Origin of the sequence: Caldivirga sp. MU80 (assembly GCF_001663375.1) — an archaeon.
GTDB lineage: Archaea > Thermoproteota > Thermoprotei > Thermoproteales > Thermocladiaceae > Caldivirga.
Window position 1 is genome coordinate 1 of the sequence record NZ_LCTF01000010.1, and the last position, 25,189, is coordinate 25,189.

Consider the following 25,189-nt stretch of genomic DNA (forward strand, 5'->3'; position numbering starts at 1 on the left):
ACCTTGCCCGATGCCCTATACTGCACAAGCCTAGCGTAGTTTAACTCATTCCAAAGCCTAGCGGTGGCATCGGCGATTCTCCGCAATTTACGCTCCTGGGTACCGTTCGGCAACAACCTAAGCCTAACAGTGCGCATTTCCTCACTCCTTGATTTCCTACCCTTCGATTTAGGGGTGGAGGAGGATTGTGTGCCTAGGGTAGTGAAAACAGTGGGTGATCGACCCACCGACTCATCCAAGGAAGAAAAAGGCACCACCCTAGGCACTGAGAAAACACAAAACAAAAGGGGGAATTAAAAAGTAACCAGAAGCAAAAATACTGGACAATAGGCCAAAACTTTAAACAAACAAAGAAACAATAAACACTACCATAAAAGGCAAGACTTGACCATTATTGTCAATAACTAAGTCCTTCACAGCCCTAGCCATACTTAAACTGGCGGAGGAGGGAAGGTTAAGTCTTCAGGACCAGGTGGAGAAGTACGTCCCATTGAGACTAAGGGCCCTTAACGAACCGGTACTGGTGCATCACCTACTCACCCACAGTAGTGGCATACCTGCCCTAGGCTATGCCGAGGCTTTCATAAATGGTGTTCTTAACCTAGACTCAAGCTGGCTTCCCTTATCAGCACCAAACGACGTGCTTACATTTATGAGCCACGCCAGTGAGTGGGCTGTGGCTAAGCCCGGTGAGAGGTTCTTTTACCTCAATGAAGGTTACGTCATACTTGGTGAGATTATACGTAAGGTCAGTGGCATGCCTTATGACGAGTATGTAACTAGGCATATCCTTAAGCCGCTGGGCATGGGTAGGACATACTTTAAGGCTGATGATGTTAATAAGGACCCCGACGTCGCAGCGCCTTACATAGTTGATGAGGAGGGTAGGCACTTGGTCAGTAGGTTCCCATTTGGCATAACCTCTGATGGTGGGTTGTTGAGCAATGTAATTGACATGTCTAGGTACGTGGCAATGCTGGTCAATAAGGGTGAGCTAAATGGCGTGAGGGTCATTAGTAGGGAGTACCTTGAGCTGGCTGAGAGGAAGTACATTGACGTGCCCTGGAGGGTGATCGGCGACGAGGGTTATGGGTATGGGTTAGTGGTTAGTGATAACTTCATGGGTGAGAGACTAATTAGCCATGGTGGTAATGTGCTCGTCTACACAGCCTACATGGCCTACATGCCAGCTAGGGGTGTGGGTGTTGCGGTTATGGCTAATGCCCAAGGTTACCCACTGGCCAATGTGGGTATGTACGCGTTAGCCCTAATGCTCAACCACGACCCGGATAAGGAAATTGGAGTATTCATTCGCGAAAACACCGCTAGGCTACTTGAAGGGGTCTATGAGTCGTATGGTGGTGCGGTTAGGGTTAAAGTTAGTAGGCGGGGTGACTTCCTAATACTTGAAAACACCACTAAACATACTAGGGAGGCTACGATACTTGTCCCTGAGGAGGTTAGGCATGATTACGCCAGGTACTTTACACTGGTAAATGGTGTTAAGACCTCTGCTGAATTCCACATAACCAATAATGGCGTTGAGTTGATTTACGAGAGGTTTAAATTAGTGAAGGGTCGTTGAACATGCGGGTTAACCGTTAAGTTGGGTTAATCGGCCATTGCTCAAGCCTATACGCTGAATCCCAAAACAGGTACTCGTAAACTGCGGCTAACCTAAAGGCCTTAACCATATCCGCCAACTGTTCCCTGGTCAACTCCAGGGAGTCGATGACGTTTAAAACCTCCCTAACCGACCCAGCGTATTCAGGGCTACTATACACGCTTATCCAAAGCCTGTACTCCTCCCTAGTCTCCCTGGCCACTTCGGCTAGGTGCCTGCCAACCCTCTCGTAAATCCAGTAGCATGGTAGGATGGCGGCCATGGCCTCGTAGTGGGGCTTTGAGTAAGCCTCTGCTAAAAGGTAGTTAGTGTAGGCGGTGTTGGTGGGTGACATGATGTACCTGTTAATGTCTATGTTCAAGAGTTTAGTTAACTTACTGTGAAGCTCCCTCTCAACATTTATGGCATTCATTATGTGCCTAGTGAACATTTGAAGCTCACTGATGTTAGGCATCTTGGCCGCTAAGACGGCTAGGGCTCTAACATACTTGTCCAGGTACATGTGGTCCTGGGCTATGTAGAACTTAAACTTCTCAACATCAAGGCTGCCGTCGGCTAAACCCACTATAAATGGGTGCCTAAGTATTGCATCGTAAATGTCCTTAATCGATGACCATAGGATCTCGGATACTTCCATAAAAACCAATAAAAAGGTTATTTAATAAAGATTACTGGGTAATCTTCAAATGGCTTAACACTGTGGTGAGCAGTCATTTAATTGATTTAAATAATTAAAAGGCATTTTTAAACAATCCACACTATTAAGGGTAATATTTTAATAATCACGGCAATTAGCGCCTAGTGGCGTTGTTGGATTTACTTAGGCCACCCTCGGTAACTGTACTTAACCCCAGGAGGGAGGTTGTTGCAGGGTTAACAACTTTCCTTACAATGGCCTACATACTGTTCGTTAACCCCACCATAGTTGGTAGCGGCTTTGAACTAGCCCTAATGCACGCCATAGGCTCCAGTACCTTAACCCCTCAATACCAGGAGCTTGTGTACACCATTAAGCTTGGTGTAGCTGCCGGGACAGCCATTGCCGCGGCCTTCGGTACATTACTAATGGCATTCTTCGCACGGCTACCCTTCGCCATGGCGCCAGGCATGGGGGAGAACTCGTTCATAGCCTTCTCGGTAATACCAGTCTTCACAACCACCCTACTCAACACTGGAGTTACTGGGCCTAGGGCAGCGGAGATAGCGATGATGGTTGCGTTGACGTCGGTCTTCATCGATGGCCTCATATTCCTATTCACCACGTGGTCTGGGATTAGGGAAAGGATAGTGAGGTCCATATCCCCAAACCTAGCCATAGGCATTAGCGTGGGTATTGGCCTTTTCATAACCCTAATAGGGCTTTACCTAAGCGGCTTTGTCGAACCTGGAACTGGAACCCCAATCGCATTTAATGTTAAGGCATTTGTAACGCCGACAGCAATACTGGCCTTCGTAGGCTTGATGGTTGCGATAACGCTTTACATACGCAATGTGCCAGGCGCCTTCCTGATAACTATTGTAGCCCTAACCATAGTGGGCATCGCGCTTGGCCTCGTTAAGCCACCCTCGAGTGTGTTTCAGCCGCCGTTATTCTCAACTTCAATAATACCAAACTTCCCCCAGAACATCAGGTGGTGGGTGGAGCTAGTCAGCCTAGCCTTCCCAGTTGCCTTCTCCCTTTGGATAATAGAGTTCTTCGATGGCATAGGCACCATAGTTGGCTTATCAAATAGGGCAGGGCTTGTTGATGAGAGGGGGAGACCCATTAATATTGATAGGGCCCTCTACACTGATGCAATAGGCACGATAGTGGGTGGGCTTGCAGGCACAACCACAACGGTAATATATGTCGAGTCCGCAGCTGGGATAGAAAGTGGAGGTAGAACCGGGTTGACCTCACTGGTAACTGGGTTACTATTCCTGGCATTCCTACCGTTAGGACCAATAGTAGTCATGATCCCCGACTTCGCCACCGCACCAGTCCTAATACTCGTAGGGTTACTTTTCATATCCCTAATCCCCAAGTTAAACTTTAGTGATTTAACAGAGGCCATACCGGCGTTCATAGCGATAGTTGGTATACCGTTAACGTACAGTATAGCAACTGGAATAGGCCTTGCATTCATAACGTACACCTTCGTAAAGTTGATCAGCGGTAGATACCGTGACCTCTCGGTGGCAACAGTAGTAATAACTCTCATATTCATCATCTACTTCGTAGCCATGGTGCCATCGCTGTAGGATTCTCGGTGTTAAATACATGGATTATGACTGTGATCTTAATTTTAAGTATCTAGATTATATTATGTAGTGTTAAGCTTTTTGAGACTACAAGGCCACTGACTGAGGAGCTTGAGCGTCCTTTTCGTGCAGCACCCTGAACCTAATGTAGTTCAGAACTCACCCTTAGGTAAGTCTTACTTGAGGTTAATGAGGAGGGTGTAGGTGGTAGGCGCCATCAAGCCAGCCCCTGGTAATTAACCTAAAACCTCAAATCCTACTAATACTATAAAGGTTTAACCGAACTAACTATCCAAGTGCTAATTAACGGGATAAACTACTGGGTGATGTGATTGATGGGTTGAACTGGGAAATTAGGAGACTGCATGGGAAGTTAGGGAAGAGGGTGCCGTGCCTTTATAGGGATTTTGCAAACCACTAATCAAACTCCCCCACAAATTGGGAGTATCAGTTACTTGGGTTATCCCCTTCAACATCGCCTAGGATAAGGGTAGTAAATTCAACATGAATACGTAGTCTTACCACAAGTTGATGGATGCCGTTGAGTTGAAGGTTCAGGAATACGGAATCAAAGCGTACGAGGTCGTGGAGTATAAAACGTTGAAGTTAAAAGAAGACTGAGGGGTGCAGCTTATGTCCAGTTGAGCATAAACTGCACAGCGACCTAAACGGTACACTTTAACCGTTACCTCATTCTCGTGTGGGTACTCCAGTTCATTCAACTCCACTGGCAAGATGATGTAATACTGGTCACTGGATTTTGTTATCCTCCTACCGAGGGGTATTGTCTTAACGTTTGTTAATATTGTCACGCTAATCAATACAACCGTGTGTACTGGGGGTTAATTGGGTGCCCATCAGTGGTTAGTGTTGGCGATATGCATGGTGGATGGGGATTGAATGAGAGAAGCGATTTCGGGTTTCATTCTCTGGCGGGCCCGGTGGGATTTGAACCCACGACCTACGGCTCCGAAGGCCGCCGCTCTAAACCTGGCTGAGCTACGGGCCCACCCATCTCAGACCCCACATAGTGGAATTAAAATTTTACCGAACTCGGTTGATATGGCTTTGGTGAATCTACATTAGGATTAATTATGGGGTTTAACCATGCGTGCCATAAGTCCACGTGTTCAATGGGCCTGCAGTGCCTCTTTAATGTACTCCAGCGCCTTGGCTGGGTGTTCATCTGGCTTAACGTTCTTAATCACCTTACCACTTTCCCATCTGGATCCACAATGAATGTTACCCTCTCCGCTGTCCCTGTTGGCCTAAGCACGCCGTATTTCTTTGAAACCTCACCCTTACTATCACTGAGTAGCTTAAACCCAACCTTATGCTTCTCCGCGAACCTCCTCTGGGTGCCTACACTATCTGTGCTTATCCCAAGGACCACTACGCCGTATCTACTGAACTCATTCCAAAGCTTGGAGAATTCCTGGGTCTCCAGGGTGCAACCAGGCGTGAAGGCCTTTGGGAAGAAGTATATGATTACCCACCTACCCCTATAGCCGCTTAACCTAACCCTTTCACCATCATGCCCATCAAGCTCGAAGTCAGGGGCCAACTCACCCTCAGTTACCATGAACATGCTCATACCTCTGCCTATTTTACCCTTTCACTGAATTATTATTTTAAGTGAACACTGGTGACTTGGCAAACTCCCCAAATGAAGCCTCCTGAAGGTGGTGAAGGGTTGCTTGGTTAAAGTTCTTTTAACCCTGTGAAACCAACCGGCACTGGTGTGTAATGGTTAAGGTATTCCATAGGTTCCTCGTGTACGTGACTAAGGATGTGGGTGGGAGGGCAGTGTACAGTGATTCCGCTAGGCTTTGCAACAATGGCAGTGATACGGTTAGGCTTAGGTTAAGGTACATTGGCCCCTTCACCAAGACTGGGCTTGAGGGGTATGTTAGGTACATAGCGCTTAAGGCCAGTAATGGCATATCCACCAGTAGTGAAGACCCTGAGAGCGGTAGCTTTGAGCTAAGGCCCGGTGAGTGCATTAGCCTTAGTGTGGAGTACGTTATTGATGACGCCTTATCGAGGGGGTTAGACTCCATTAGGCTTAGGATGATTAAGGATGGGGTTGTTAAAATTGGTGGCTTTCAATTCGACGTAGTCACCGTTAATGATGAGTGAAAGCCATGGGTATTAGGGTAGTTCCACGTTTAAGGCTGTTAACTGGTAGGTTAATGGGGTGTAGGGTTTACCTGAACCCTCGTAAAACTTTGAGTACATTTCATAGAATGTTAACCTGCTGGTCTGTATGAAGGTTAGGAAACCCTCCCCGGCTATGATAAGTATGTTGAGTATTATCATTGTGGCCAAGCCTGCTGGGGTCAGTAGGCCGAGTGACAACGCTAATTGGTAGGTCATGTATGTGAATATGCTGTGCACTAGGGCTATTATGCCAAGCCTCATGAAGGACAACGTGTTTGCTATGGCGTCCAGAATACCCTCTATGGTTAGGCCAACCATCAACTCGGTTACGTCAACCTCGGCCCCAGGGACAGACTTAACGTACATGAACACTCCGAAGAATCCGCCTAGGCCTATGGTGATTAACGCTGCGCCAAGCAACCTAACCCCTGGTGCCAGCAGTGTTGAGAATGCTGGGTTAAGTAGTGCAACGGGCACTATCCCCGCGTTCATCATTAGTAAACCAAAGCCTATGAAGACCAGGGGAACCCACGTTAATGTTAATGCATCTAGCCTATGCCCAAGCCTAGCCCTATTGATGGGTTTAAGTATGAGGGACAGGGTAAGCATGGCAAACCCGAAGAGCATGGCTAATGGCAACGTCCAGTCTATCCAGTATTCACTTATGTCACCATTAACGAACACGCGGCCCCATGGTAATAGGGGCCTTATTAGGTCCATTCCAAACACTTCACCACTATTTAGTAGAGCGAACACGATGGCCCAAGTACCCATCATGGTGAAGAGAACACCCCACATGTTAGCCTTACCTGAAAACATTGCCCTAAGTATACCGTTCTTACCATTGTACCTGAGCTTATTCATCAACACGCCGAAGAGTATGAGAATTGCACCTTGCCCAGCATCTGGGAACATCCAGCCGAAGAATATTGGGAATAGTATCGCTGTTAAAGTGACTGGGCTGACTTCACCATACCTCGGTATGCCGTACATGTACGTTATCTCCTTAAATGCCCTGAGCGGTAATGGGTACTCCTCGCTGGTGGGGGCTTCATCAGGGTCCACGGTGCTTACCTGGGCTATTCTAGTGAATTTCCTAACCTTAGCGTCCACTGCCAGGTCGGTTAGGGTCCTGTAGAGGAAGTCCTCAAACTTATTGAGATTCTTCTCAAGGACAAAACCCCTAATTGTCACTAAGTCGCTTAACTGCCTAGCCTCCTCAAGGCTGTAGTTGCATGCCTCATCCCTCTCGCGCATTATTTCACTAAGCTCACTTCTCAATTCACCAAGCCTACGCTCAATCTCCCTAACCTCCCTACTCAGTAAGTTAACCGAGGCTTGGAGGTCGGTTAAATGCTCCCTAGGTGCCTTAACTATGCTGCCGGTTTCAGGATACTCAACGTCACCCACTGCCAAGTATGCCTTCAGGTCATTGTCTAGGTTTATTACGTAACCTGGGTATTTATCCAACTCAGGGGGTACTTGACCCTTAACCACGAAAAGCGTGTACGCCATCGCCTTAAGTTCAATGGACCTTAAACCACTCTTTATTAAGCCATTGTAAGCCTCCATAAGTAACCTAAACCTACTTAACCGGGACTCAAGTTCACTTATCTGCCTCTTAATCATGTCAATTCTACTTATAACCTCACCACCCTCCTCCACAGCGCTGTTTATGTAGGTTTGCACCACGCTCTCGGCGATGTTGGCTGCGTCAAGTATGCCCCTTATCTTAGCCTTATTACTGTTGATGAGTGAGCTTAACTGCCCCTTAAGGTTACTTATGGCCGCCTCCAACTCCTTAACCCTAGCATTGGCATTGTCCATGTCAGCTTCAGGTAAATCAACTTGTCTAACGTTATGAAGCCTAACAATGTCGTTAACCTTCCCCAACTCCCAGGTTGGTGAAACCACCAGTAGGTATGCCTTATCATTAGCCTCCTCAAGCTTAACCAGCATTGCATCCTCAACCTGCCTCACCGCGTCCTCAAAGTCCCTTAGGGATCTGACTGGGACCTCAAACACGATGTATTTAATGTTCCTGAACCGTGTTGAACCCATCAGTGAGTTAACCTTAATCAGTAGCCTATACCTAAGTAAATCACCCTCGAGACCGCCGAGGGAATCCTCAATCTGCCTAACCCTGCTTATCAGCTCCTCGCCACTCTTATAAACCGACTCCACTAAGTCCCTGAAGCTTGAAGCCTTAACGTTGAACTTGCCTACGTTTAAATCCTGGGGGGTTTGGCTGTACTTAGTTATGGCCCTTGCAGCCTCAATCAACCCCCTAACGCCACTGTACACCTCCTGGTCAATTGGTGGTGCAGGTAGCTTCGATGGCCTGTCAATAGGCATGAATATGCCCAGTAACCCCACCCTGAATACTATGTCTAAGGCTGCATGCCTTGGCACCGTTATCTTATACTCAATAACCCTCTCTATAGGCACGTAAAACCCGTGGTACCTAGGTTTTTAAACTTAAATTATATTTATTGAACGTTAGCAACCCCTATGTGACAACGGCCAAGTCTCGCTCTTTAGGGTGGAGTTGTTCCGCTACGTGGTCCTCAGACGTTGGGTTATAAGCCACAGTTTTGCATGGGTGTTTGGTGCTTGGGTTGGTGCCCCCGAGAGGGGGTTACTTCCCTTGCCTCAGATGAGCCGGTGGGACAATACCCCACCCTCACCACCACCCCAAGAACAAAACCACCAACCCCACAACAGACAGAGCAACAACCAAAACCCCAACAGCGAAAAACCACCCAAAAGAACGGGAAGGGGGTCATTTAGGTACTTTTCCAGTAAACCTTAGGTACTTTTCCAGTAAACCAGCCTGGTTAAGTAACTCGCATACCCTGCAGACCCTGCCTGACGTTGGGAAGCCGCAGTAGGTGCATTTATTCAACTTTACCTGCTCCTTAAACCTGTCATTAATCATTTTGGACAATTGGTCGCCGAAGGAGACCATGGAGTACTTGACGTTTGGGTTATCCCTCTCCCACCTGGCCAGGGTGAACTTAAGCTCAAAGCGTGGGTTGTTGTAGACGAAGGGGCATTCAATCGTCATGAGCGGTATGCCGTGGTAGTAGGCGTAGATGGCTACCTCCTCCTCCCTCACAAACCTAAGTGGCTTAATCCTAGGTATGAACTCCTCCTCAGCCACGTCGTTGCTTGGTGTGACGCCGAACCAGGCGAACCTCTTAATATCATTACTCATGACGTTCAGCATGACTGTCTGAGCCTCGTCATCCAGGTTGTGGCCTGTGGCTATCTTGCTTAAGTTAAGTCTCCTGCCTATGATATTCATTGCCCTCCTCCTCAAGACCCCGCATATGGTGCACATATGCACGTTAACACCTTTACCCCATAGGCCTTGGGCCACGTCAAACGCTGTGACCCCGAATAGATCTTTGAATGTGAATAACTTGTACTCAATGTTAAACTCACTGGCTAACTTGCCTATGTAGTCACCTGCGCTTGACCTCCTCACGCAACTGTATGGTTGACCCTCATCAATACTGAAGGCTATTAACTCGGCATCCCTAGGTATCTTACCGTGTCTCCTTAACTTACCCAGCAGGTACATTAAAACAAGGCTATCCTTACCACCGCTAATTGCTATGCCAATTCTATCGCCACTGCCTATTAACCTGTACCTCCTAATTGTCCTAGTCACGGTGTCCTCAATAGTATTAAATAGGCAGTTTAGACAAAGCCTCTCACCACTAGACACCTTGAAGTACTGGGCTTCCCTAACGCCACACCTGTCGCACAACGCTACCATAGGGTTACAGGGCTTAGTTAACCCACAGTTAATATAGTCTCCTCAATTAACAGCCAAAACTTAACACCAGCAGAGAATGCAGTCTTTAACCTAACAGCCTTACACACAATAACATTTCCTCCATCGAATAACTCACATAACCACTCCCTATGTTAACTATAAATGAAGTTTATTAATAAAAGAGTAGCAATCTAATGATGATTATTAAGCTAGTGCATGCTAGAGTAACTAGGTTAAATATAATTGATGTTATCGCTACCACGGCTAGGATTATTAAGGCATAGCGCCTCCATGCAATACCTAACCTGCCCAGTGGTATGAAGGGTGTTAAAAGCACTATTAGGTATATAATGAGCAATTCAAGTTGAGCCAGCGAGTGTGGGTTAAGCAATTTAAACTCCATGTACAGTGCGTATTGAGCTAGGGCAACCCCAGGGGCGGTTTTACTTAGCCTAATATATCCACCGTACCTGTCCCTTAACACAACTAGTAATGCAGCGGCCATTATGAATGGGACCAGTGAGTATAGCGCAACTGCCAGTTGCGATATGCCCACTAGAATTACCAGCGGTGATGCGAGAAGTAGTGGTGTCACTTGCCCAACTGTATTAACTGTCCTAGTGACTCCTATTGCCAGCGCCAGGGCTATGAAGGGTGAGGCAAGGAGTATGGGTAATTGTGTACCAAGGCCCATGGCCATGAGCACGGTTATTGTTATCCACGTTAAGGCTAGGTTAAGCATCGACACGGTGTAGGACCTGGTCATCCCATGATAGCTAAATAACCCGCTCCTAATTAGGTAACGCTGAATAATTGGCGTAGCCGCCATTGAGATAGAGACCGCGTACTCAGCTTGGTTAAAATGCAGGGCAGATAATGCGTATGTTATGTAGGTGAGCGTCAATACCGCTACATCATCCCCTAGGTTAATAATCACGTTGTCTCGCATTTACGCCAGCTGGTATATTTAGGGTTTTATGCATATGCTGAGTAACCTAGTGCGGTGAAGTATAATAACCAGTGCTTCAAGTGGTGGTTATGCCTACGGTTCACGTTTACCAGCAGGACAGTTACCTAAAGGAACTTGAAGCCTCCGTGGTGGCTGTTGATGGGAACCAGGTAATATTGGACAGGACTATAATACACCCAAACAGTGGTGGCGTTGCCCATGACTCAGGGTTAATTATGGTTAACGGTGAGCAGTATAGGATTGTTGATGCAATGCACAAGAGGGATAGCGATGACGTGATACACGTATTAGATAGGAATCCTCAGGTTAAGCCTGGCGATAGGGTTAGGGTAATTCTAGACTGGGATAGGCGCTACAGGTTGATGAGGCTGCACACGGCATCCCACATAATGGCCGGCATAGCCTACTCCAAGTACAATGCCCTAGTGACTGGTGGCGATATTCAACCCGATTATGCCAGGGATGACTACAACTTAACGGCAGGTGGTGAGGAGCTTAGGAGGATTTTTAGTGAAATAGTGGCTGAGGCCAATGAGGTGGTTAAAAGGGGTATTGAGGTTAAGGTTTACTGGATGCCTAGAGAGGAGGCACTTAGGATACCGGGCATAGTTAAACTGGCCGAGAGGGAACCACCACCTGGTGATAAGTGGAGGATCGTAGAGATACCGGGTGTTGATGTTCAGGCCGATGGAGGCCCTCATGTCGCCAATACAAGGGAGGTGGGGGAGATAGTTATGCAGAGGATTGAGAACAGGGGTAGGAATAAGAAAAGAATTTACTTCACGGTTAAGCCGTAATTCTACTCAACGGGCACACCCTTAGCCTTAACCTCAGCTATTTCCTTGGTTTCAAAGCCCTGCATAACGGACATGACGAAGAATATTATTGATAACGCTATCGCCGCTATGTAATCCCACGGATACTTTAAGTAACCCTCACCCATTGAGCCAACGTAGGATAAGGCACCAATCACTATCATATACCCCACGAACCAGGATGATGAAGCAACCTCCATGGCAGCGTATGATCCCCTAGTCTTATAGTAAAGGTACAGTAAGGTTACGATCACCGTTAAGGCGAATACCGTCCAGTAAACACTGAAACCTATTAGGCCACTCACCAGTCCCAGGTACATTACTAAGCCTAGTGTAACCCAGTAGGCCAATGACGCCGCTGAGGCCTCAACTAGGCTTAACCCTAACTTATCCCTATAGCCAAGTATCATTAGCGGTAGGCCGAAGGCCGTAACCAGGAACACGTAGCCTAGGCTTGGCCAACCAGTTAGGTATATGAGCATTGATGATGATACGAAGCTTATTAAGCCTATTAACCATGGTAATGGTACTCTATACGCCCTCCTCAACTCTGGGGCAGTCCTCCTAAGCACTACTAGTGCCGATCCACCTGCTAGGTAATTAACCACAGTGGCTGTTGAGGATATGCTGACTATCTGATACCAGGTTGGGAATGGTAGTAGGAATAGCAATGCTAATATGAACGTGAATACCATTGAGAACCAGGGTGTCTGGAATCTCCTATGCAGTGAGCTGAATATTTCAGGGTAGTAACCCTGCCTTGATAGCCCATAGAGGCTCCTGGCCGTGGCACCAATATAAACACCCATGGTGCCCGCTGGCGATAGCCAGGCATCGATGAGCAGTATGACTGCGAAAGCTGCTAGGACAGCTACACCACTTGTGGCTAGTTCAGTGTAGAATGGTGAACCAGCCCAATTGGAGTAGACTAGGTTTCCCCAGTCGCCTGGCTTGATGGGGATTGCATATTCGCCGTTGCTGCCCTTCAACATTATCTTCCCCCAATTAACCCCACCTATGAAAGCCACCTCCAGGGCTATGTAAAGGAGCGCCACGATTAGGATTGACAGTATTAAGGCTAGGGGAACGTCACGATGTGGGTTCTCAGCCTCACCAGCATACTCCAACGCCTGCCTAAAGCCCTCGTAAGCCCAAACTATGCCACTCGGCACCATAGCGGTGAACACTGCCTGCAGGCCAAGTGGTGTGAAGCCCCCATATTTCGTGAAGTTGCTTGGGTGAAAATATAGGGTTAAGAGGAGCACCACTGTTAATGATGGAACTATGAACTTCCATATGGTTATGGCTGTGTTAACCTTACCGAAAACATTAACCCCAATTACCTGTATGACGGTGAATAGTGCTATTAAAGCCGCCGCAGCTGCAACACCCAGCGTGGATAGGTACCCAGATGGGGTGCTGAAGTAGGGGAAGTAGCTGTTCGTGTACATTATTATGGCCTCAGCCTCCATGGAGACGGTGGTTGCCGTACCTATTAAGTATGCCCAACCAAGTAGGTAATTTGATAGTGAACCATGGGCGTAATGGTCAATGCGCACCAGTGAACCGCTGAATGGTAATATGGAGCCTAATTCAGCATACGATAATCCAATGAATATGAATAATACAGCAGCCACCATCCACGATATGATCGAGGCCGGCCCAGCATAGGACGCCCCAGCTAACGCTGCAAATAACCATCCACTTCCAATCATACCACTTATTGATAAAAATAGCATATCTGTAAATGTTAACGCCCTCCTCAACCTAACCTGTACCTCACCTGGTTTATCGAAGGCTCATCAACTGCATCATTACTTATACCTTTTATAAACCTTACTAACTGCTCAAGTAATTTACCCCTTGAATATTGCAATTTGATTCATGTAAAGATTAAAATAATTAGGACGCGTAGAGTTGGCATTAATTACTTACTCTATATAGATGGTTTTAAAAATCACACTCTTACGACTAATAGGGTTAAAAAGGGTTTAGGTTTAAAGGGAATCTGTATGCAGGATGGCTTAGTGGAGAAGTTCAAGAGGATATTCGCTAAGAGGGGTAGGTCAATAATATTGGCCTATGACCACGGCATAGAACATGGACCAACAGACTTCCTAGAAAACCCTGACTCAGCCGACCCATCATACATAGTTAAGCTGGCTAGGGATGCCGGGTTTGATGGAATAGTCCTACAGAGGGGTGTGGCTGAGAAGTATTATGACGGTGGTGTACCACTCATAGTTAAGTTAAATGGAAAGACAAGCCTGTACACTGGTGAACCATTATCCGTGGCCAACTGTACCGTTGAGGAGGCTGTTAGCCTTGGTGCAAGTGCCGTCGGCTACACGATATATGCCGGTAGTGGGTACGAGTGGAAGATGTTTGAGGAGGTTGCTAGGATAAAGAGGGATGCCTTAAAATTCGACATACCACTTGTCATATGGTCATACCCAAGGGGAGGTAAGGTTAAGGATGAGACGGCGCCTGAGATTGTTGCCTACGCCGCTAGGGTTGCACTTGAGGTTGGAGCCGATGCAATGAAGATAAAGTACACCGGTGACCCTAAGACATTCTCATGGGCTGTTAAGGTGGCTGGAAAGGTGCCTGTGCTGATGTCAGGTGGACCAAAGACGAAGACCGAGGTGGAGTTCCTTAAGCAGGTTGAGGGTGTTATTGAAGCTGGTGCATTGGGCATTGCAGTTGGTAGGAACGTTTGGCAGAGGAGGGATGCCTTAAAATTCGCCCAGGTCCTCGGTAAACTGGTTTACGAGGGTAGGAAGGTTGAGGAACTTGCGGGTGAATTACAATGAAGATTGGCGTATTGACCGGCGGTGGGGATGCACCGGGCTTAAACATAGCCGTCTACACCTTCGTTAAGCTAGCTGAGAAGCGGCACGACGTCTACATAATATACCATGGCTGGAGGGGGTTACTTGAAAGGGAGGTTAAGAAGGTCTCGTCACTAGAGCTGATTGACCATGCCTTTGAAGGTGGCACATACATAAAGACCTCTAGGACAAATCCATTTAAGGATGAGGAGAGGGCTAGGTTACTTGAGAAGAACGTTAAGGAGCTGGGTCTCGACGTAGTTGTTGCCATTGGTGGCGATGATACGCTTGGTGCAGCCGGCGAGGCCCAGAGGAGGGGTATACTTAACGCTGTGGGTATACCCAAGACTATTGATAATGATGTTTTTGGTACTGATTTTACTATTGGTTTTGATTCTGCTGTTAATGCTGCTGTTTCTGTTTCTGAGTCCTTTAGGACTACCTTGATGTCTCATGAGAGGGTTGGTGTTGTGGAGGTTATGGGTAGGGAGGCGGGCTGGGTAGCGTTACACACAGGACTAGCAACAATGGCAGACGCAACAATAATTCCTGAGAAACCGGTGAGTTGGGATTCAGTGGCTAGGAGGGTTAAGGAGGCCTATGCCGATAAACACTGGGCCCTTGTGGTAATCTCCGAGGGTGTTAAGGAGTATGGTGGACCAAGGGATGAGTTCGGGCATGCTAGGTTGGGTGGTGTTGGAAACGAGCTGGCTGACTACATAGAGAAGGCAACGGGCATTGAGACTAGGGCAGTAATCCCAGGGCACATAATAAGGGGAGTACCACCAACAGCCTTCGACAGAACCCTGGCAATCAGATACGCCACAGCAGCATACGAGGCAATTGAGAATGGTAAATATGGTATAATGGTTGCCTACAGTAATGGCGAATTAACCCATGTACCTATTGTTGAGGTTGTTGGTAAGAATAAGTTGGTCAGTGGATACTGGCTAAGGCTCTACGAAACCTACTGGGGAGACTTAAGTTAAAATTAAATAAAAATACGACAATTTGTGTCATCTTACTTCTCGCTTTTTCTACGTATTTGTGGAGGCATATTGTAGGGTCTCGTTCCCCTCCAAAACTCCTCCTCAACCTCAGCGGGTAGGTTATACTCCACGGGGTCCCTGACTCCATTTATCTTGAAGGCTAACCTACGCATGTAGCATGGTCCACAGCGGCCACAGTGCCTAGGCCCCTTATCGTAACAGCTCCACGTTAAGTGAAGTGGTGCACCAACCTCAAGGCCAAGTTTAACTATCTCGTGCTTAACCAGGTGGCCAACCGGCATCAGCAATTCCACATTCTTATTAGGCCCTACGGCGTATGGTAAGACCTGGTTGAGTAACCTTATGAATTCCATTTCGTTATCCGGGTATGCACCAGCCTCCTCTAGGTTAATACCAGTGGCCACGTAGTTGTAGCCGTATGCCTCAGCTATGGCTGTGGCTAGGGCTATGAAGACGAAGTTCCTGGCTGGAACCCACTCATGGGCGAACTCAGCCCCTGACACACCATCCCTCCTCCTGTTTATCTCACCATCCCCGAGTAGTGGGGAGCGCCTAACAATCCTGAAGAAGTCCATGTTAACCTCAAGCAGCGGCACATTAAGGAAGTCCGCTATCCTCCTCACGGCAGCCTCCTCAGGCCCCTCAGCCACGTGGCCATAGTTAAAGTGCAGCAGCGTAACATCATAACCCTGCTTAACCAGTTGCGTAGCAGCCGTGGTCGAGTCAAGGCCACCGCTGGCAACCACAAGAACCCTCTTGGGTTTATTCTCATCCCTACGTAGGCTCAGCTTCCTCCATTCACCGCTGTTTGAAACCTCAACCACGCTGTAGGGCTCAATCCTCTTAATGACATTAGCCTCCCAAGGTGGCTTATTGGGGTCCTCCAGGTAGGTGTCAAGGCTTGAGAAGAATAAGGCGTTTAACTCCCTATCCCACATTACGTAGAGCGGCTTGAAGTTAACAGCAAGCCATAGTTTACCAGGCTTCCTCCTATCCATTATAGCTAATGCAAACGAGCCCACTACATCATCCCTAAGCAGCCTTTGAAGACCCTCAAGTGACCCATCCCAAACACTCTCAAGTAGCGGCGGCAATATTGAGGAGTCTATTTGGCTAATCTTCTTCACCCCATACTTACCCTCCAACTCTACGTCATTGGCTATGGTACCATTGTGGGAAACGGCAATGTTCTCGCTAATCATCGGTTGAATGTCGTTAAGACCCTTCTCCCTAACGTACTCCGTCGTTGGTTCAGCCCTATTATTGGCTATAGCAGCGACTGCATCACTGTCAAGTATCCTTGGGTAACTTGGGAGGGTTTCACTGGCCCTACCAGGCGCCTTAAGCACCTTAAACTCGCCACCCCTACTTAACGTTACAATACCCCAACTATCCCTACCCCTCTCCTCAGCCTTAATCACAATATCCCTAAGCTTACCCTCAATTAACCTAACCCTATCCTCATCAGGCTCCCCGAATATTAAAACCCCGCTAACTGAACATTCAACCATTGGAGCCAGGCCTAACGCACGCACTTAAATCATTTATGCCCAAGTATTAACTAAGCTACATTAAGGTCTTTTCATTCCCGGTGCCGTGGCTATTGCCCTGTTGAAAGCTTGACCCATACATCAACCTATGGACCTCATCAAGCAGCACCACTAGGGTTTCTAGAACCATCTTCTTGTTAATGGCTATCAATGGTACCACCTTAATGTCTGGTTTAACACCCAGTATCATCCTCACGTTGTTTATGTCAACCTTTGCTATGTCTTGTTTATTAGCGGCAACTACATGAGGCGTTGTTGGGAATGTACTCGTGAAGTAATTGTACATGAATATCGCCGACTTAACAGACTCAAGCGATGATGAGTCAACCATGAATATGTATGCATGCATACCCCTGGCTATTATCCTCCACAGGAAGTTGAACCTTTCCTGGCCTGGTATGCCGAAGAGGTGAACCACAATATCATTAACCCTTATCTTACCGTAATCAAAGGCTACTGTGGTGCTCTTACCGGGCGCAGGAACATCAGTCTCAATGGGCACAACTTCACTTAGTGTCTTAACGAAGGTCGTCTTACCTGCGCCATAGGGCCCGGCGATAACTAGCTTAAACACCTTAACCATGCTACTCACCCTTAGCCTCCAATTCCCGTAACTTACCTTTAAAGTAATCTAACAGTATAAGTATATCATCCTCGGTTAACTCATCCCCCTCAACCGTGACCGCAGGTTCAATGGCCTTAGCCTTATTTAACACCTCCCAACTCATCTTCACTAACTTATCCACATACCTGTTTACCAGGCTTAATGCACCTTCAATTAATGTTGGATTTGCTAAAAACACTATTATTAGGTCACCACTCCTGACTGCATACATAAGCACATTATTTAACTTAACCTTAGCGTACTCTAGACCGTTAACCCTATTTATGAAGTTAATTAGGGATGCTGCTAGGCGCATTAACTCAACTGGTACGTCATTAGCCAGCACTATTTCATTACCATTGAAAACCAGAACCCCAAGTAGGTTAATCCCCAATTCCTCATTAATCATCTTAACTATTGAATTAGACTCAGACACAGCTAACTGTGTAATAACTAGTATTGTATTTATGTTTTTTGTTGTCCTTAAATAAGGGCTCTGTTATGGATTGCACTAAGCTCCACATTTAATCTACTGCTTGTTGATGTTGACTAACCATAGAGTAGGCCGCAATTATCCATTAACCCTGGTGTATTAGGGGTTAATAAACACGTGATGGTCGTAGCTATTTCGCAATTACCAAGAATCATCATTTAGAGGTAAGAGTACCTATTACGCTTAGAATCTCCTTGCTTGTTAATGCGCCTATGCTCTTCACGTTACCCTGCGTTATCATTAACCAACCATTATTGGTCCTGTAAAACTTAACCTTGGCAGCACCATCTATTGATACTCTGCTTGAGGAGCCTATGAATGGGTCAACCATAGCTATGATTAATCCTAAGTCCCCCTCCTTAACCTCAACCTCATTACCATGTTCAAGTACCCCCATGAAGCCACCCTCCCCTCTCCTAGCCACTAATAAGCGAAAACTCCTACCATCCGAAATAATGTAGGTAATCTTCATTAATTTAGGGAGCAGGGGTTAGGCTTTATTTTTTGCGTATTTTATCCTAACGGCAATACTTTAAAAGGGCGCTAATTATTGAATTTCATGCTTGTCTCAAGTAAACTATTGGGTGCTGCAATACTCACTCTGGTGTTACTGACGGCTACGGCAATACTTGTACCTCTACATACCAATGCCACAATACTCTCTCATACAATGATCAAGGGGTCTCAGGTTGAGGGTCAGGGCCAGGTTGCAAGCCTTAATTGGGCTGGTTATGCGGTGCCTGCCAAGGAGGGTACTGTAACCTCCGTTGAGGGCTCATTCATAGTACCGCACTTAACCTGCACTGGGCAGAACACCTACGTTGCCCTTTGGGCCGGGTTAGATGGTTATAATGATAGTACCGTTGAGCAGGCGGGTGTCCTTGGGGAGTGTAACCATGGAAAGGCATATTACTATGCATGGTACGAGTTCTACCCGTCACCAGCAGTCTTCATATCAGGTTTCGTGGTTAAGCCAGGTGACAACATACTGGTGACTGTCAGTTACATTGGTAGTGGTGAATTCTCAGTAACCCTAAAGGATGTTACCGAGTCTGAGAGTTACACGGTGACTGGGTCCGTGAGTGGGGCATTATTATCATCGGCCGAGTGCATACTGGAGAGGCCGGAGGTTAATGGCCACCTATCAACATTGGCAAACTTTGGGACGGCATACTATGGGTACGACTACACTAACATACCTGACACATGCTACGCAACGGTGGGTGGCGTTACTGGGCCATTCGGCTCATTCCAATCCGTGACAGGTATAGTAATGGTTAATTACAATGGCGCAGCCTTAGCATCACCATCACCATTAACGCCAGATGGGTCGAGCTTCTACGTAACTCAAGGCTAGTCACTAGACTTCACTCCTAAAATCAAAAATCATAGTAATTATTCATTGTCATGAACCATACCTATGCCTATACCTATGTCTTTGCGGTATTGATAACGGCGTTACTAGTAGATTTGATGCGGCATCACTATCAAGGACAATGGGCCTTCCATCTCCAGTCTCCACTATGGCTGGTCCATTAGGTGTACTAAAGAGGACCCTTATTAACGAACCCTCCATTATGCCAAGATCCCTCAACCTACCTATCAGTAGCCTGCTAACCCTAGCCACGGATCCGCTTGGTAATTCATTAACCCTAACATCCTCAACCTGGTTCATCTAAACCACCAGCAGGGCTATGGCATAGACTATGTACGATAAGGCTAATGCTAGTAGCAGCTGGGCTATTGTATTAATCACCGTTAACCTTACTCCAACTATCCTAGTCTCGGTAACTAATGTGGCTATGCACGGTGAGTAGAATGTGATGAATGTTATTAAGGCTAGGGCTGATGGCAGCTGCAATGCGCTATGTAAGACATTAATAACTCCCTCTTCACTGGTCCCATACAGTACAGCCATGGAGCTTAATATCACCTCCTTAAACACGTAACCATACATTAGTGACGCTGATAACTGCCAAGGTATATTAAGCGGTTTAAATATTGGCGAAATTAAATCACCTATTAGGCTAAGCCAAGTTGAACGTATTAATGTTTGGTTGGTTAATGCCTCAGGGCCTATTAATCCACTTGGGCCGCTTATTGAAAGTACCCACATAAGTGCTGAGAATGCTACTATAAGTATTCCAGCCCTTACTAAGAATTCATATGTATAATGCCACACCTTCTTAACGAAAAATCTATTAATCGGTATTATTAATTGTGGTAATTCATATGCATAAGGTACTCTCGCAGTTAACTTGACCCTGATATGTGTTAGTAATGGTAGCAGTAGCCTTGACATGACCATAACGCCGATTAGTGATGTTACAAAGGGCAATATCATTACCACCCCAGTTAATTGTGAAGGTAATATCGCCGCCGCTATTAGCGAGATTACCAGTAACCTGGCCATGCAAGGAATGTAGGGTATCATTAATGCTGTTATTAATCTGTCAGTTGAACTCGGTATTGCCACTGTTGATGATGTAGCAGGCACATTACAGCCCACGCCAGCAATCAGGTATATCAATCCCCTTGATGGTAATCCAATTCTCCTCAACCACTTCTCCAATGGAAATGTTAACCTAATTATGAGCCCCGAATCCTCTATAAACGCTATTATCAGCGCAACACCAAAGACGTATGGTATAAATGATAAGACTATTGATGTAGAATTCCAGACAGCATCCATTATAAAAGATCGAATCAGAGGGTTACCTACATTTACCATCAACTCACCAATAGGTATCATTGATAATAACTCTGATATGTAATTCACCAATGGATTCAAGACCAGGAATATAACCTCAGCTAGTGTGAAGAGTAGGGCGAGTGATGCAAGTATACCCACCTTAGGGTTTAAGAGTATGTAGTCAAGCTTACTTAAATTCACCTGAACCCCCCTTGCCACTACATCTTTGGTTATTGAGCTGACGAAATCCCACCTTTTCCTAGCTACAAATACGTCAATTTGCCCAATCTCCTCAATAGCTTTAGATACAATATCACCAGCCTTCAACCTTTCCTCCTTGAGCAAGTCATTACCCTTCAACACCTCGATGGCTAATCCCCTAGGCGCGTTAAGTCTCGCTGAGACAGCGTCTATGTACTTCTCAAGTGGTCCATAATCAATGACCTTAGTATTAACCGCTATTGAGGATTGGGCGATTTCAGTAATCAGTTTTCTTAACTCACCCATACCTACACCTGAAGCTGCAACTGAGGGTATAATGGGTATGCCCAGTCTCCTCCTCATAGCCTCAACATTAATGTTTATACCCTGTTTCCTAGCCAAGTCCATCATATTGAGTACAAGGATTACTGGTTTTCCCAACTCAAGTAACTGAACTAGCAGGTATATTGTTTGTTGAAGGCTTAAGGTCGAACCAACAACTATAAAGCCATCGTAATTACCTCTTAAAATTTCCTTAGTTGCAACCTCTTCATCAGGCATTTCACTACTTAAACTGTATATTCCTGGTAGATCAATGAGCTGAATCCTTAGATTTTTAATTGTTAAATTAACTACGTTAATACTTACGGTGGTGCCTGGATAATTGGCAGTCCTAATGAATAAGCCGCTTAAACTGCTTACAATGGTTGATTTACCACTATTAGGTAGCCCCACAACACCTATTTTTATCCGCCTAACATATTTATCATCCATAGTTACCTAATTAGGTCATAAGCGCTTACTTATAAAGTTTACCACATCAAATTCTTCATGTGGAGTAAAATTTAAAAATACCATTCGGGTAACCCTAATTGTGAGGGGCAGGTTCAGTCTCATAATGGGGAAGGAGTGGGCAATTGCCTTAGTGGTGGCATTAGCATTAATAGTTGCAATACTCTCATTACCCAACATACTTGAACCTGTGGCTAAGTCAATGGTTGAATCCGCAGGCCCATACTGGTTGCTGGCAGTGCTCGCAGTTGGGGTTATTCATGGCTTAAAACCTGACGAACACACCTGGCCAATAACAGTATCCTACAGCTTAATGCAGAGGAACGTAAGGGGAGTCGTGGCATCTACATCAGTCTTCGCAGGGGCTTTAACACTGGTTTGGACATTAATGAGCGCCCTAGTTGGCCAATTAATGAACCTACTCAACATCAATGCCCTGGAACCCTACGTTGACTTAATAGTTGGCCTAACAATGGTGGGTGTGGCTGCTTATCTGGTCTTCGGGAACCATGAGGAGCATGGTGATGTTAAGACCGCCGACTACAAGTTAATATGGGTTCATGGGTTAGCAGCGGCCTTCGGGGGAGACTTCTTCATAGTACTCATATTGACGGTAACCATTGCACCAGCAATAACCACAGGCATTTCATTCATGGTGGGCCTAATGTTTGGCCTAGGTTCACTCGCTGCGCAGATGCTGGTGGTGCTGTTGATATATAAGGGTGTTATACGTGGTGTAAGGGATTGGAGTATTATGGCTAAGGCCGGTAGAATCGCATTGGGAATACTGGGCATATTCATGATTACACTGGGTTTATTGGCCATGCACTGCGGATGCGTATGACCGATTAAAGTCAAGCATAATTACTTTCTACTCCTTCGGCTGCTTCTCCTCTTCCTCCTAGACTTACGCCTACGCCTCTTAGCCCTTTTACGCTTCTTAACCTCACCTGTGGGTGCCTTATACCTAGCCACCTCCTCCCAGTTTATTGAGTTTAGCTTAGCAATAACCTCGTCGGCCAGTTTATCCGCCTGATCACCTAGCTCACTCCTATTCACGGTAATCACCACGCTCACTGAATCATTGATCAAGTCACCCTCAATACCCATAACCCCCCTAAGGTACTGCAGCAGCTTATCAACAGATACGCCCTGGGGTGGCTTAACAACCACCCTAACAACCTCGCCATCAACCTCCTTAGTTACTGAGCTCATTTAAGCCACTTACTGAGTTAGGTTTATAACACTTAACCTTGCTGATTAAATGTGGCTAAGGGTAGGAGGAGAGGTAAGGAGGATGAGGGTGTTAAGTCGCTGTCAATTACATCATTCCTTCAGTCCGAGGGGGCTGGGGTTAGTGAGGCTAGGCAGCAGGTAAAGGCTAGTGGGGTGGTTAATGAGGGTGGTGCGGCTGAGAATGAGCCCAACGCTCAATTAACCGGCATTGACAATGAGGTTTACCTATTCATAAAGTCGAGGGGAACTGTCTCAAGAAAGGAACTTGAGGAATGGGGTAAAATGAGGGGCTTAACGTCGGCTCAACTCTTCGGTGCAATATACAGGTTGAGCAAGATGGGTAAGATAACGAGGAGAATCATTAACGACCAGTTATCCTACGTGGTTCGCTAGCCCTTACCCAACTGCCCAATGGAATGCACTCTCTCGTAAACCGGGCAGCCACGCCCTTGGTTCATGCAGAATTGCATGTACCTCTGCTTGCTTTGAGCCCAATGCTCAGGGGGCATCAGGACGCACCTCTCACCATCAGCAGTCCTTTGAAGGAAGATGCACCTACCACCCTGCATTAACCAACCCTCAGCATTAATGCTTAAATATGTTAAACGTAATTAACAGTCACCATAAACGTTAAATAAGGTGGAGGTAGCGGATAAGGCGTGAGCATAGAATCACTGTTCTCATCTAAGGTGCCGTGGGTTACTAGGCTTGGTGGCGTCGCCTCTGAGCACATTACCGCTAGTAGGCTTGGTGTCGAGGTAATTAGGATTGGTGGTAATGCGGTTGATGCCGCAGTGGCCACATCCTTAACCCTAGCCGTGACGCAACCACACCTAGGTGGCTTGGGGTCAGACCTGGTGGCTTTAATATACACGGCCAGTGATGGAAAGGTCCACTTCCTAAACGCCACCGGGTGGGCTCCAGCTAAGATGAGTAGGAGTCTGGGTAAAGTACCCTTAAGGGGTCCATTATCAATCGTAGTCCCCGGCATGTTGGCGGGCCTATACTCCATGTGGCGTAGGTTCGGTGAACTGGAGTGGCGTCGCCTCATCAGCATGGTGATTGATGGTGTTGGTGGTGGTTTCCCAATAGGCCCAAGCCTAGTTAGGGCCATTAGCAACGTGCTTAACGACGCTGATGATGCCTTCAAGTCAACATACCCCATTAACGCTAAGCCATGGGACCTGGTTAAGATACCCAAGTTAATTAATGCACTTAGGCTTATTGGCGAAAATGGGCCCGACGCTTTTTATAGGGGAGATATTGGGGAGTCCATTGTTAACCACGTTAACTCCCTGGATGGTGTATTATCAATGAGCGACTTGAGGGATTACGAACCCGAGTGGGGTGATCCAATTTGTGTGGAGTATAGGGGGCTTACGGTTTGTGAGACACCGCCCAATACCCAAGGCCTAACCACACTAATGATACTTAGGTTAATCGAGAATGAACCAAAGGCCCCTGGCCCATTTTCACCCAGCCGCATTAACACGTACCTTAAGGCCTATGAGACTGCGTACAGTGCCAGGGATGAGTTCATAGGGGATCCTAGGTTCGTGAAAATACCCGTGGATAGGCTTCTTGACCCTGAGTTTCTAAAGGGTAGGTTAGGTGGGCCACGTGGCGGTGGGGGTGATACCACTTATTTCGTGGTCGCTGATTCTGAGGGTAATGTTGTTAGTGCTATACAGAGTCTCTACTACCACTTTGGGTCACTGGTGACTGAACCCAAGTATGGCATCACCTTGAATAATAGGGCCGCTGACTTCTCAATGAGTGGCGTTAATGAGGTGGCGCCTAGGAAGAGGCCGCTTCACACGTTATCAACAATGATGGTGATGAGGAACGGCGAACTTGAACTTGCCTTAGGTACATCGGGGGCGCATTATAGGCCGCAGCAGCATGTCCTAATGCTCACCAACATTGTGGATTACGGTATGAACCCGGTTAACGCTGTTAATGCGCCTAGGTTCCTCTGGGGCACTGATGGATTAATCATTGAGGAGGGTTTTGAGGTTACTGGGCTTAGTGTTAGGCATAGGTTAATTAAGTACCCTGGTTCAACAGGTGTGGCGAGTATTCTAGCCAACATTAACGGTGTTAAGATACTGTACTCTGATGTTAGAGGTGATGGTGCCGCACTTGGGTTATAAGCAAGTAAACCCCCAGGGCTAGGTAACTCACGG

The 25,189-nt window shown here is 46.7% G+C and carries 25 protein-coding genes and 1 tRNA gene; 10 read left to right on the forward strand and 16 right to left on the reverse strand.

Annotated elements, in window-relative coordinates; genetic code table 11:
- A partial coding sequence (locus AAX04_RS04140) for a helix-turn-helix domain-containing protein (RefSeq protein WP_369818405.1) occupies positions 1 to 239 on the reverse strand: 239 nt, incomplete at its 3' end.
- A 155-nt stretch (positions 240 to 394) separates the two neighbouring features.
- Between AAX04_RS04140 and AAX04_RS04145 the strand changes: the two genes are divergently transcribed.
- On the forward strand, positions 395 to 1,585 hold the full coding sequence (locus tag AAX04_RS04145; protein ID WP_066794449.1) for a serine hydrolase: 1,191 nt from the start codon (positions 395 to 397) through the stop codon (positions 1,583 to 1,585).
- Between the two features lie 16 nt (positions 1,586 to 1,601).
- On the opposite strand, the gene tenA is transcribed toward AAX04_RS04145, so the two are convergent.
- Entirely contained in the window at positions 1,602 to 2,261 is a 660-nt protein-coding gene (tenA, locus tag AAX04_RS04150) for a thiaminase II (protein WP_066794450.1), read from the reverse strand.
- A gap of 164 nt (positions 2,262 to 2,425) precedes the next feature.
- Between tenA and AAX04_RS04155 the strand changes: the two genes are divergently transcribed.
- Positions 2,426 to 3,865, forward strand: a complete 1,440-nt coding sequence (locus AAX04_RS04155; RefSeq protein ID WP_084761194.1) for an NCS2 family permease — start codon at positions 2,426 to 2,428, stop codon at positions 3,863 to 3,865.
- 930 nt (positions 3,866 to 4,795) lie between these two features.
- Here AAX04_RS04155 and AAX04_RS04160 read toward each other — a convergent pair.
- Positions 4,796 to 4,874: transfer RNA gene (locus AAX04_RS04160), tRNA-Arg, on the reverse strand.
- Between the two features lie 195 nt (positions 4,875 to 5,069).
- Complete coding sequence (locus AAX04_RS04165; protein ID WP_238377792.1) at positions 5,070 to 5,447, reverse strand: peroxiredoxin; 378 nt, start codon at positions 5,445 to 5,447, stop codon at positions 5,070 to 5,072.
- A gap of 164 nt (positions 5,448 to 5,611) precedes the next feature.
- Between AAX04_RS04165 and AAX04_RS04170 the strand changes: the two genes are divergently transcribed.
- A complete protein-coding gene (locus AAX04_RS04170) occupies positions 5,612 to 6,004 on the forward strand; it encodes a hypothetical protein (RefSeq protein ID WP_066794451.1) in 393 nt (130 codons plus the stop codon).
- A 12-nt stretch (positions 6,005 to 6,016) separates the two neighbouring features.
- Here AAX04_RS04170 and AAX04_RS04175 read toward each other — a convergent pair whose 3' ends face one another.
- From AAX04_RS04175 to AAX04_RS04185, 3 genes are all read right to left on the reverse strand, one after another.
- Positions 6,017 to 8,473 carry a V-type ATPase 116kDa subunit family protein gene (locus AAX04_RS04175; RefSeq protein ID WP_066794453.1) on the reverse strand — a complete coding sequence of 819 codons (2,457 nt, stop codon included), beginning with the start codon at positions 8,471 to 8,473 and terminating at the stop codon, positions 6,017 to 6,019.
- 334 nt (positions 8,474 to 8,807) lie between these two features.
- Positions 8,808 to 9,809: a TIGR00269 family protein gene (locus tag AAX04_RS04180; RefSeq protein ID WP_066794456.1), complete on the reverse strand. Its 1,002-nt coding sequence runs from the start codon at positions 9,807 to 9,809 to the stop codon at positions 8,808 to 8,810.
- Between the two features lie 172 nt (positions 9,810 to 9,981).
- Positions 9,982 to 10,758 carry a hypothetical protein gene (locus AAX04_RS04185; RefSeq protein WP_156519688.1) on the reverse strand — a complete coding sequence of 259 codons (777 nt, stop codon included), beginning with the start codon at positions 10,756 to 10,758 and terminating at the stop codon, positions 9,982 to 9,984.
- Between the two features lie 89 nt (positions 10,759 to 10,847).
- Here AAX04_RS04185 and alaXM point away from each other — a divergent pair, with 89 nt between their 5' ends.
- Complete coding sequence (gene alaXM / locus AAX04_RS04190) at positions 10,848 to 11,576, forward strand: alanyl-tRNA editing protein AlaXM (RefSeq protein ID WP_066794462.1); 729 nt, start codon at positions 10,848 to 10,850, stop codon at positions 11,574 to 11,576.
- A 2-nt stretch (positions 11,577 to 11,578) separates the two neighbouring features.
- Here alaXM and AAX04_RS04195 read toward each other — a convergent pair whose 3' ends face one another.
- The gene (locus AAX04_RS04195) at positions 11,579 to 13,360 is read right to left on the reverse strand and encodes an APC family permease (RefSeq protein ID WP_255363479.1); all 1,782 of its coding nucleotides are present in this window, start codon (positions 13,358 to 13,360) and stop codon (positions 11,579 to 11,581) included.
- A 246-nt stretch (positions 13,361 to 13,606) separates the two neighbouring features.
- Between AAX04_RS04195 and AAX04_RS04200 the strand changes: the two genes are divergently transcribed.
- Together AAX04_RS04200 and AAX04_RS04205 are read left to right on the forward strand one after the other, a co-directional pair.
- On the forward strand, positions 13,607 to 14,407 hold the full coding sequence (locus AAX04_RS04200; RefSeq protein WP_066794467.1) for a class I fructose-bisphosphate aldolase: 801 nt from the start codon (positions 13,607 to 13,609) through the stop codon (positions 14,405 to 14,407).
- The gene (locus AAX04_RS04205) at positions 14,404 to 15,414 is read left to right on the forward strand and encodes an ATP-dependent 6-phosphofructokinase (protein WP_066794470.1); all 1,011 of its coding nucleotides are present in this window, start codon (positions 14,404 to 14,406) and stop codon (positions 15,412 to 15,414) included. Before AAX04_RS04200 ends, AAX04_RS04205 begins: the two co-directional genes overlap by 4 nt.
- 32 nt (positions 15,415 to 15,446) lie before the next feature.
- Here AAX04_RS04205 and AAX04_RS04210 read toward each other — a convergent pair whose 3' ends face one another.
- The 4 genes from AAX04_RS04210 to AAX04_RS04225 all read right to left on the reverse strand — a co-directional run bounded on the left by AAX04_RS04210 (position 15,447) and on the right by AAX04_RS04225 (position 18,554).
- The gene (locus AAX04_RS04210; RefSeq protein WP_066794473.1) at positions 15,447 to 16,946 is read right to left on the reverse strand and encodes a 7-cyano-7-deazaguanine synthase; all 1,500 of its coding nucleotides are present in this window, start codon (positions 16,944 to 16,946) and stop codon (positions 15,447 to 15,449) included.
- A gap of 55 nt (positions 16,947 to 17,001) precedes the next feature.
- Positions 17,002 to 17,568 carry an ATP/GTP-binding protein gene (locus tag AAX04_RS04215; protein ID WP_066794578.1) on the reverse strand — a complete coding sequence of 189 codons (567 nt, stop codon included), beginning with the start codon at positions 17,566 to 17,568 and terminating at the stop codon, positions 17,002 to 17,004.
- A gap of 1 nt (position 17,569) precedes the next feature.
- The gene (locus AAX04_RS04220) at positions 17,570 to 18,025 is read right to left on the reverse strand and encodes a hypothetical protein (RefSeq protein WP_066794475.1); all 456 of its coding nucleotides are present in this window, start codon (positions 18,023 to 18,025) and stop codon (positions 17,570 to 17,572) included.
- Positions 18,026 to 18,236: 211 nt separating this feature from the next.
- Entirely contained in the window at positions 18,237 to 18,554 is a 318-nt protein-coding gene (locus AAX04_RS04225; protein WP_156519689.1) for a hypothetical protein, read from the reverse strand.
- Between the two features lie 87 nt (positions 18,555 to 18,641).
- Between AAX04_RS04225 and AAX04_RS04230 the strand changes: the two genes are divergently transcribed.
- Positions 18,642 to 19,439 carry a G1 family glutamic endopeptidase gene (locus AAX04_RS04230; RefSeq protein ID WP_066794479.1) on the forward strand — a complete coding sequence of 266 codons (798 nt, stop codon included), beginning with the start codon at positions 18,642 to 18,644 and terminating at the stop codon, positions 19,437 to 19,439.
- A gap of 48 nt (positions 19,440 to 19,487) precedes the next feature.
- Here AAX04_RS04230 and AAX04_RS04235 read toward each other — a convergent pair whose 3' ends face one another.
- Together AAX04_RS04235 and feoB are read right to left on the reverse strand one after the other, a co-directional pair.
- Complete coding sequence (locus tag AAX04_RS04235; protein WP_066794481.1) at positions 19,488 to 19,757, reverse strand: FeoA family protein; 270 nt, start codon at positions 19,755 to 19,757, stop codon at positions 19,488 to 19,490.
- Positions 19,758 to 21,749, reverse strand: a complete 1,992-nt coding sequence (feoB, locus tag AAX04_RS04240; RefSeq protein ID WP_066794484.1) for a ferrous iron transport protein B — start codon at positions 21,747 to 21,749, stop codon at positions 19,758 to 19,760.
- A gap of 121 nt (positions 21,750 to 21,870) precedes the next feature.
- Here feoB and AAX04_RS04245 point away from each other — a divergent pair, with 121 nt between their 5' ends.
- Complete coding sequence (locus AAX04_RS04245; RefSeq protein ID WP_066794580.1) at positions 21,871 to 22,611, forward strand: hypothetical protein; 741 nt, start codon at positions 21,871 to 21,873, stop codon at positions 22,609 to 22,611.
- Positions 22,612 to 22,631: 20 nt separating this feature from the next.
- Here AAX04_RS04245 and AAX04_RS04250 read toward each other — a convergent pair whose 3' ends face one another.
- The gene (locus AAX04_RS04250) at positions 22,632 to 22,982 is read right to left on the reverse strand and encodes a hypothetical protein (protein WP_066794487.1); all 351 of its coding nucleotides are present in this window, start codon (positions 22,980 to 22,982) and stop codon (positions 22,632 to 22,634) included.
- A 51-nt stretch (positions 22,983 to 23,033) separates the two neighbouring features.
- Here AAX04_RS04250 and AAX04_RS04255 point away from each other — a divergent pair, with 51 nt between their 5' ends.
- Positions 23,034 to 23,396 (forward strand): hypothetical protein, encoded by a 363-nt coding sequence (locus tag AAX04_RS04255; protein ID WP_066794496.1) that lies wholly within the window; start codon positions 23,034 to 23,036, stop codon positions 23,394 to 23,396.
- On the opposite strand, the gene AAX04_RS04260 is transcribed toward AAX04_RS04255, so the two are convergent.
- Positions 23,393 to 23,572, reverse strand: coding sequence for a hypothetical protein (locus tag AAX04_RS04260; RefSeq protein ID WP_066794499.1), 180 nt, complete (start codon positions 23,570 to 23,572; stop codon positions 23,393 to 23,395). The two genes, AAX04_RS04255 and AAX04_RS04260, sit on opposite strands and share 4 nt — an antisense overlap.
- A 90-nt stretch (positions 23,573 to 23,662) precedes the next feature.
- Here AAX04_RS04260 and AAX04_RS04265 point away from each other — a divergent pair, with 90 nt between their 5' ends.
- A complete protein-coding gene (locus tag AAX04_RS04265) occupies positions 23,663 to 25,156 on the forward strand; it encodes a gamma-glutamyltransferase family protein (protein WP_066794502.1) in 1,494 nt (497 codons plus the stop codon).
- The last annotated feature ends 33 nt before the right edge of the window (positions 25,157 to 25,189 follow it).

Coding starts and splice junctions, on each gene's coding strand:
- tenA (WP_066794450.1), bottom strand. CDS start 2,261: ATGGAAGTATCCGAGATCCTATGGTCATCGATTAAGGACATTTACGAT.
- AAX04_RS04165 (WP_238377792.1), bottom strand. CDS start 5,447: ATGGTAACTGAGGGTGAGTTGGCCCCTGACTTCGAGCTTGATGGGCAT.
- AAX04_RS04170 (WP_066794451.1), top strand. CDS start 5,612: ATGGTTAAGGTATTCCATAGGTTCCTCGTGTACGTGACTAAGGATGTG.
- AAX04_RS04180 (WP_066794456.1), bottom strand. CDS start 9,809: ATGGTAGCGTTGTGCGACAGGTGTGGCGTTAGGGAAGCCCAGTACTTC.
- AAX04_RS04185 (WP_156519688.1), bottom strand. CDS start 10,758: ATGCGAGACAACGTGATTATTAACCTAGGGGATGATGTAGCGGTATTG.
- alaXM (WP_066794462.1), top strand. CDS start 10,848: ATGCCTACGGTTCACGTTTACCAGCAGGACAGTTACCTAAAGGAACTT.
- AAX04_RS04200 (WP_066794467.1), top strand. CDS start 13,607: ATGCAGGATGGCTTAGTGGAGAAGTTCAAGAGGATATTCGCTAAGAGG.
- AAX04_RS04205 (WP_066794470.1), top strand. CDS start 14,404: ATGAAGATTGGCGTATTGACCGGCGGTGGGGATGCACCGGGCTTAAAC.
- AAX04_RS04210 (WP_066794473.1), bottom strand. CDS start 16,946: ATGGTTGAATGTTCAGTTAGCGGGGTTTTAATATTCGGGGAGCCTGAT.
- AAX04_RS04215 (WP_066794578.1), bottom strand. CDS start 17,568: ATGGTTAAGGTGTTTAAGCTAGTTATCGCCGGGCCCTATGGCGCAGGT.
- AAX04_RS04225 (WP_156519689.1), bottom strand. CDS start 18,554: ATGAAGATTACCTACATTATTTCGGATGGTAGGAGTTTTCGCTTATTA.
- AAX04_RS04230 (WP_066794479.1), top strand. CDS start 18,642: ATGCTTGTCTCAAGTAAACTATTGGGTGCTGCAATACTCACTCTGGTG.
- AAX04_RS04235 (WP_066794481.1), bottom strand. CDS start 19,757: ATGAACCAGGTTGAGGATGTTAGGGTTAATGAATTACCAAGCGGATCC.
- feoB (WP_066794484.1), bottom strand. CDS start 21,749: ATGGATGATAAATATGTTAGGCGGATAAAAATAGGTGTTGTGGGGCTA.
- AAX04_RS04250 (WP_066794487.1), bottom strand. CDS start 22,982: ATGAGCTCAGTAACTAAGGAGGTTGATGGCGAGGTTGTTAGGGTGGTT.
- AAX04_RS04260 (WP_066794499.1), bottom strand. CDS start 23,572: ATGCAGGGTGGTAGGTGCATCTTCCTTCAAAGGACTGCTGATGGTGAG.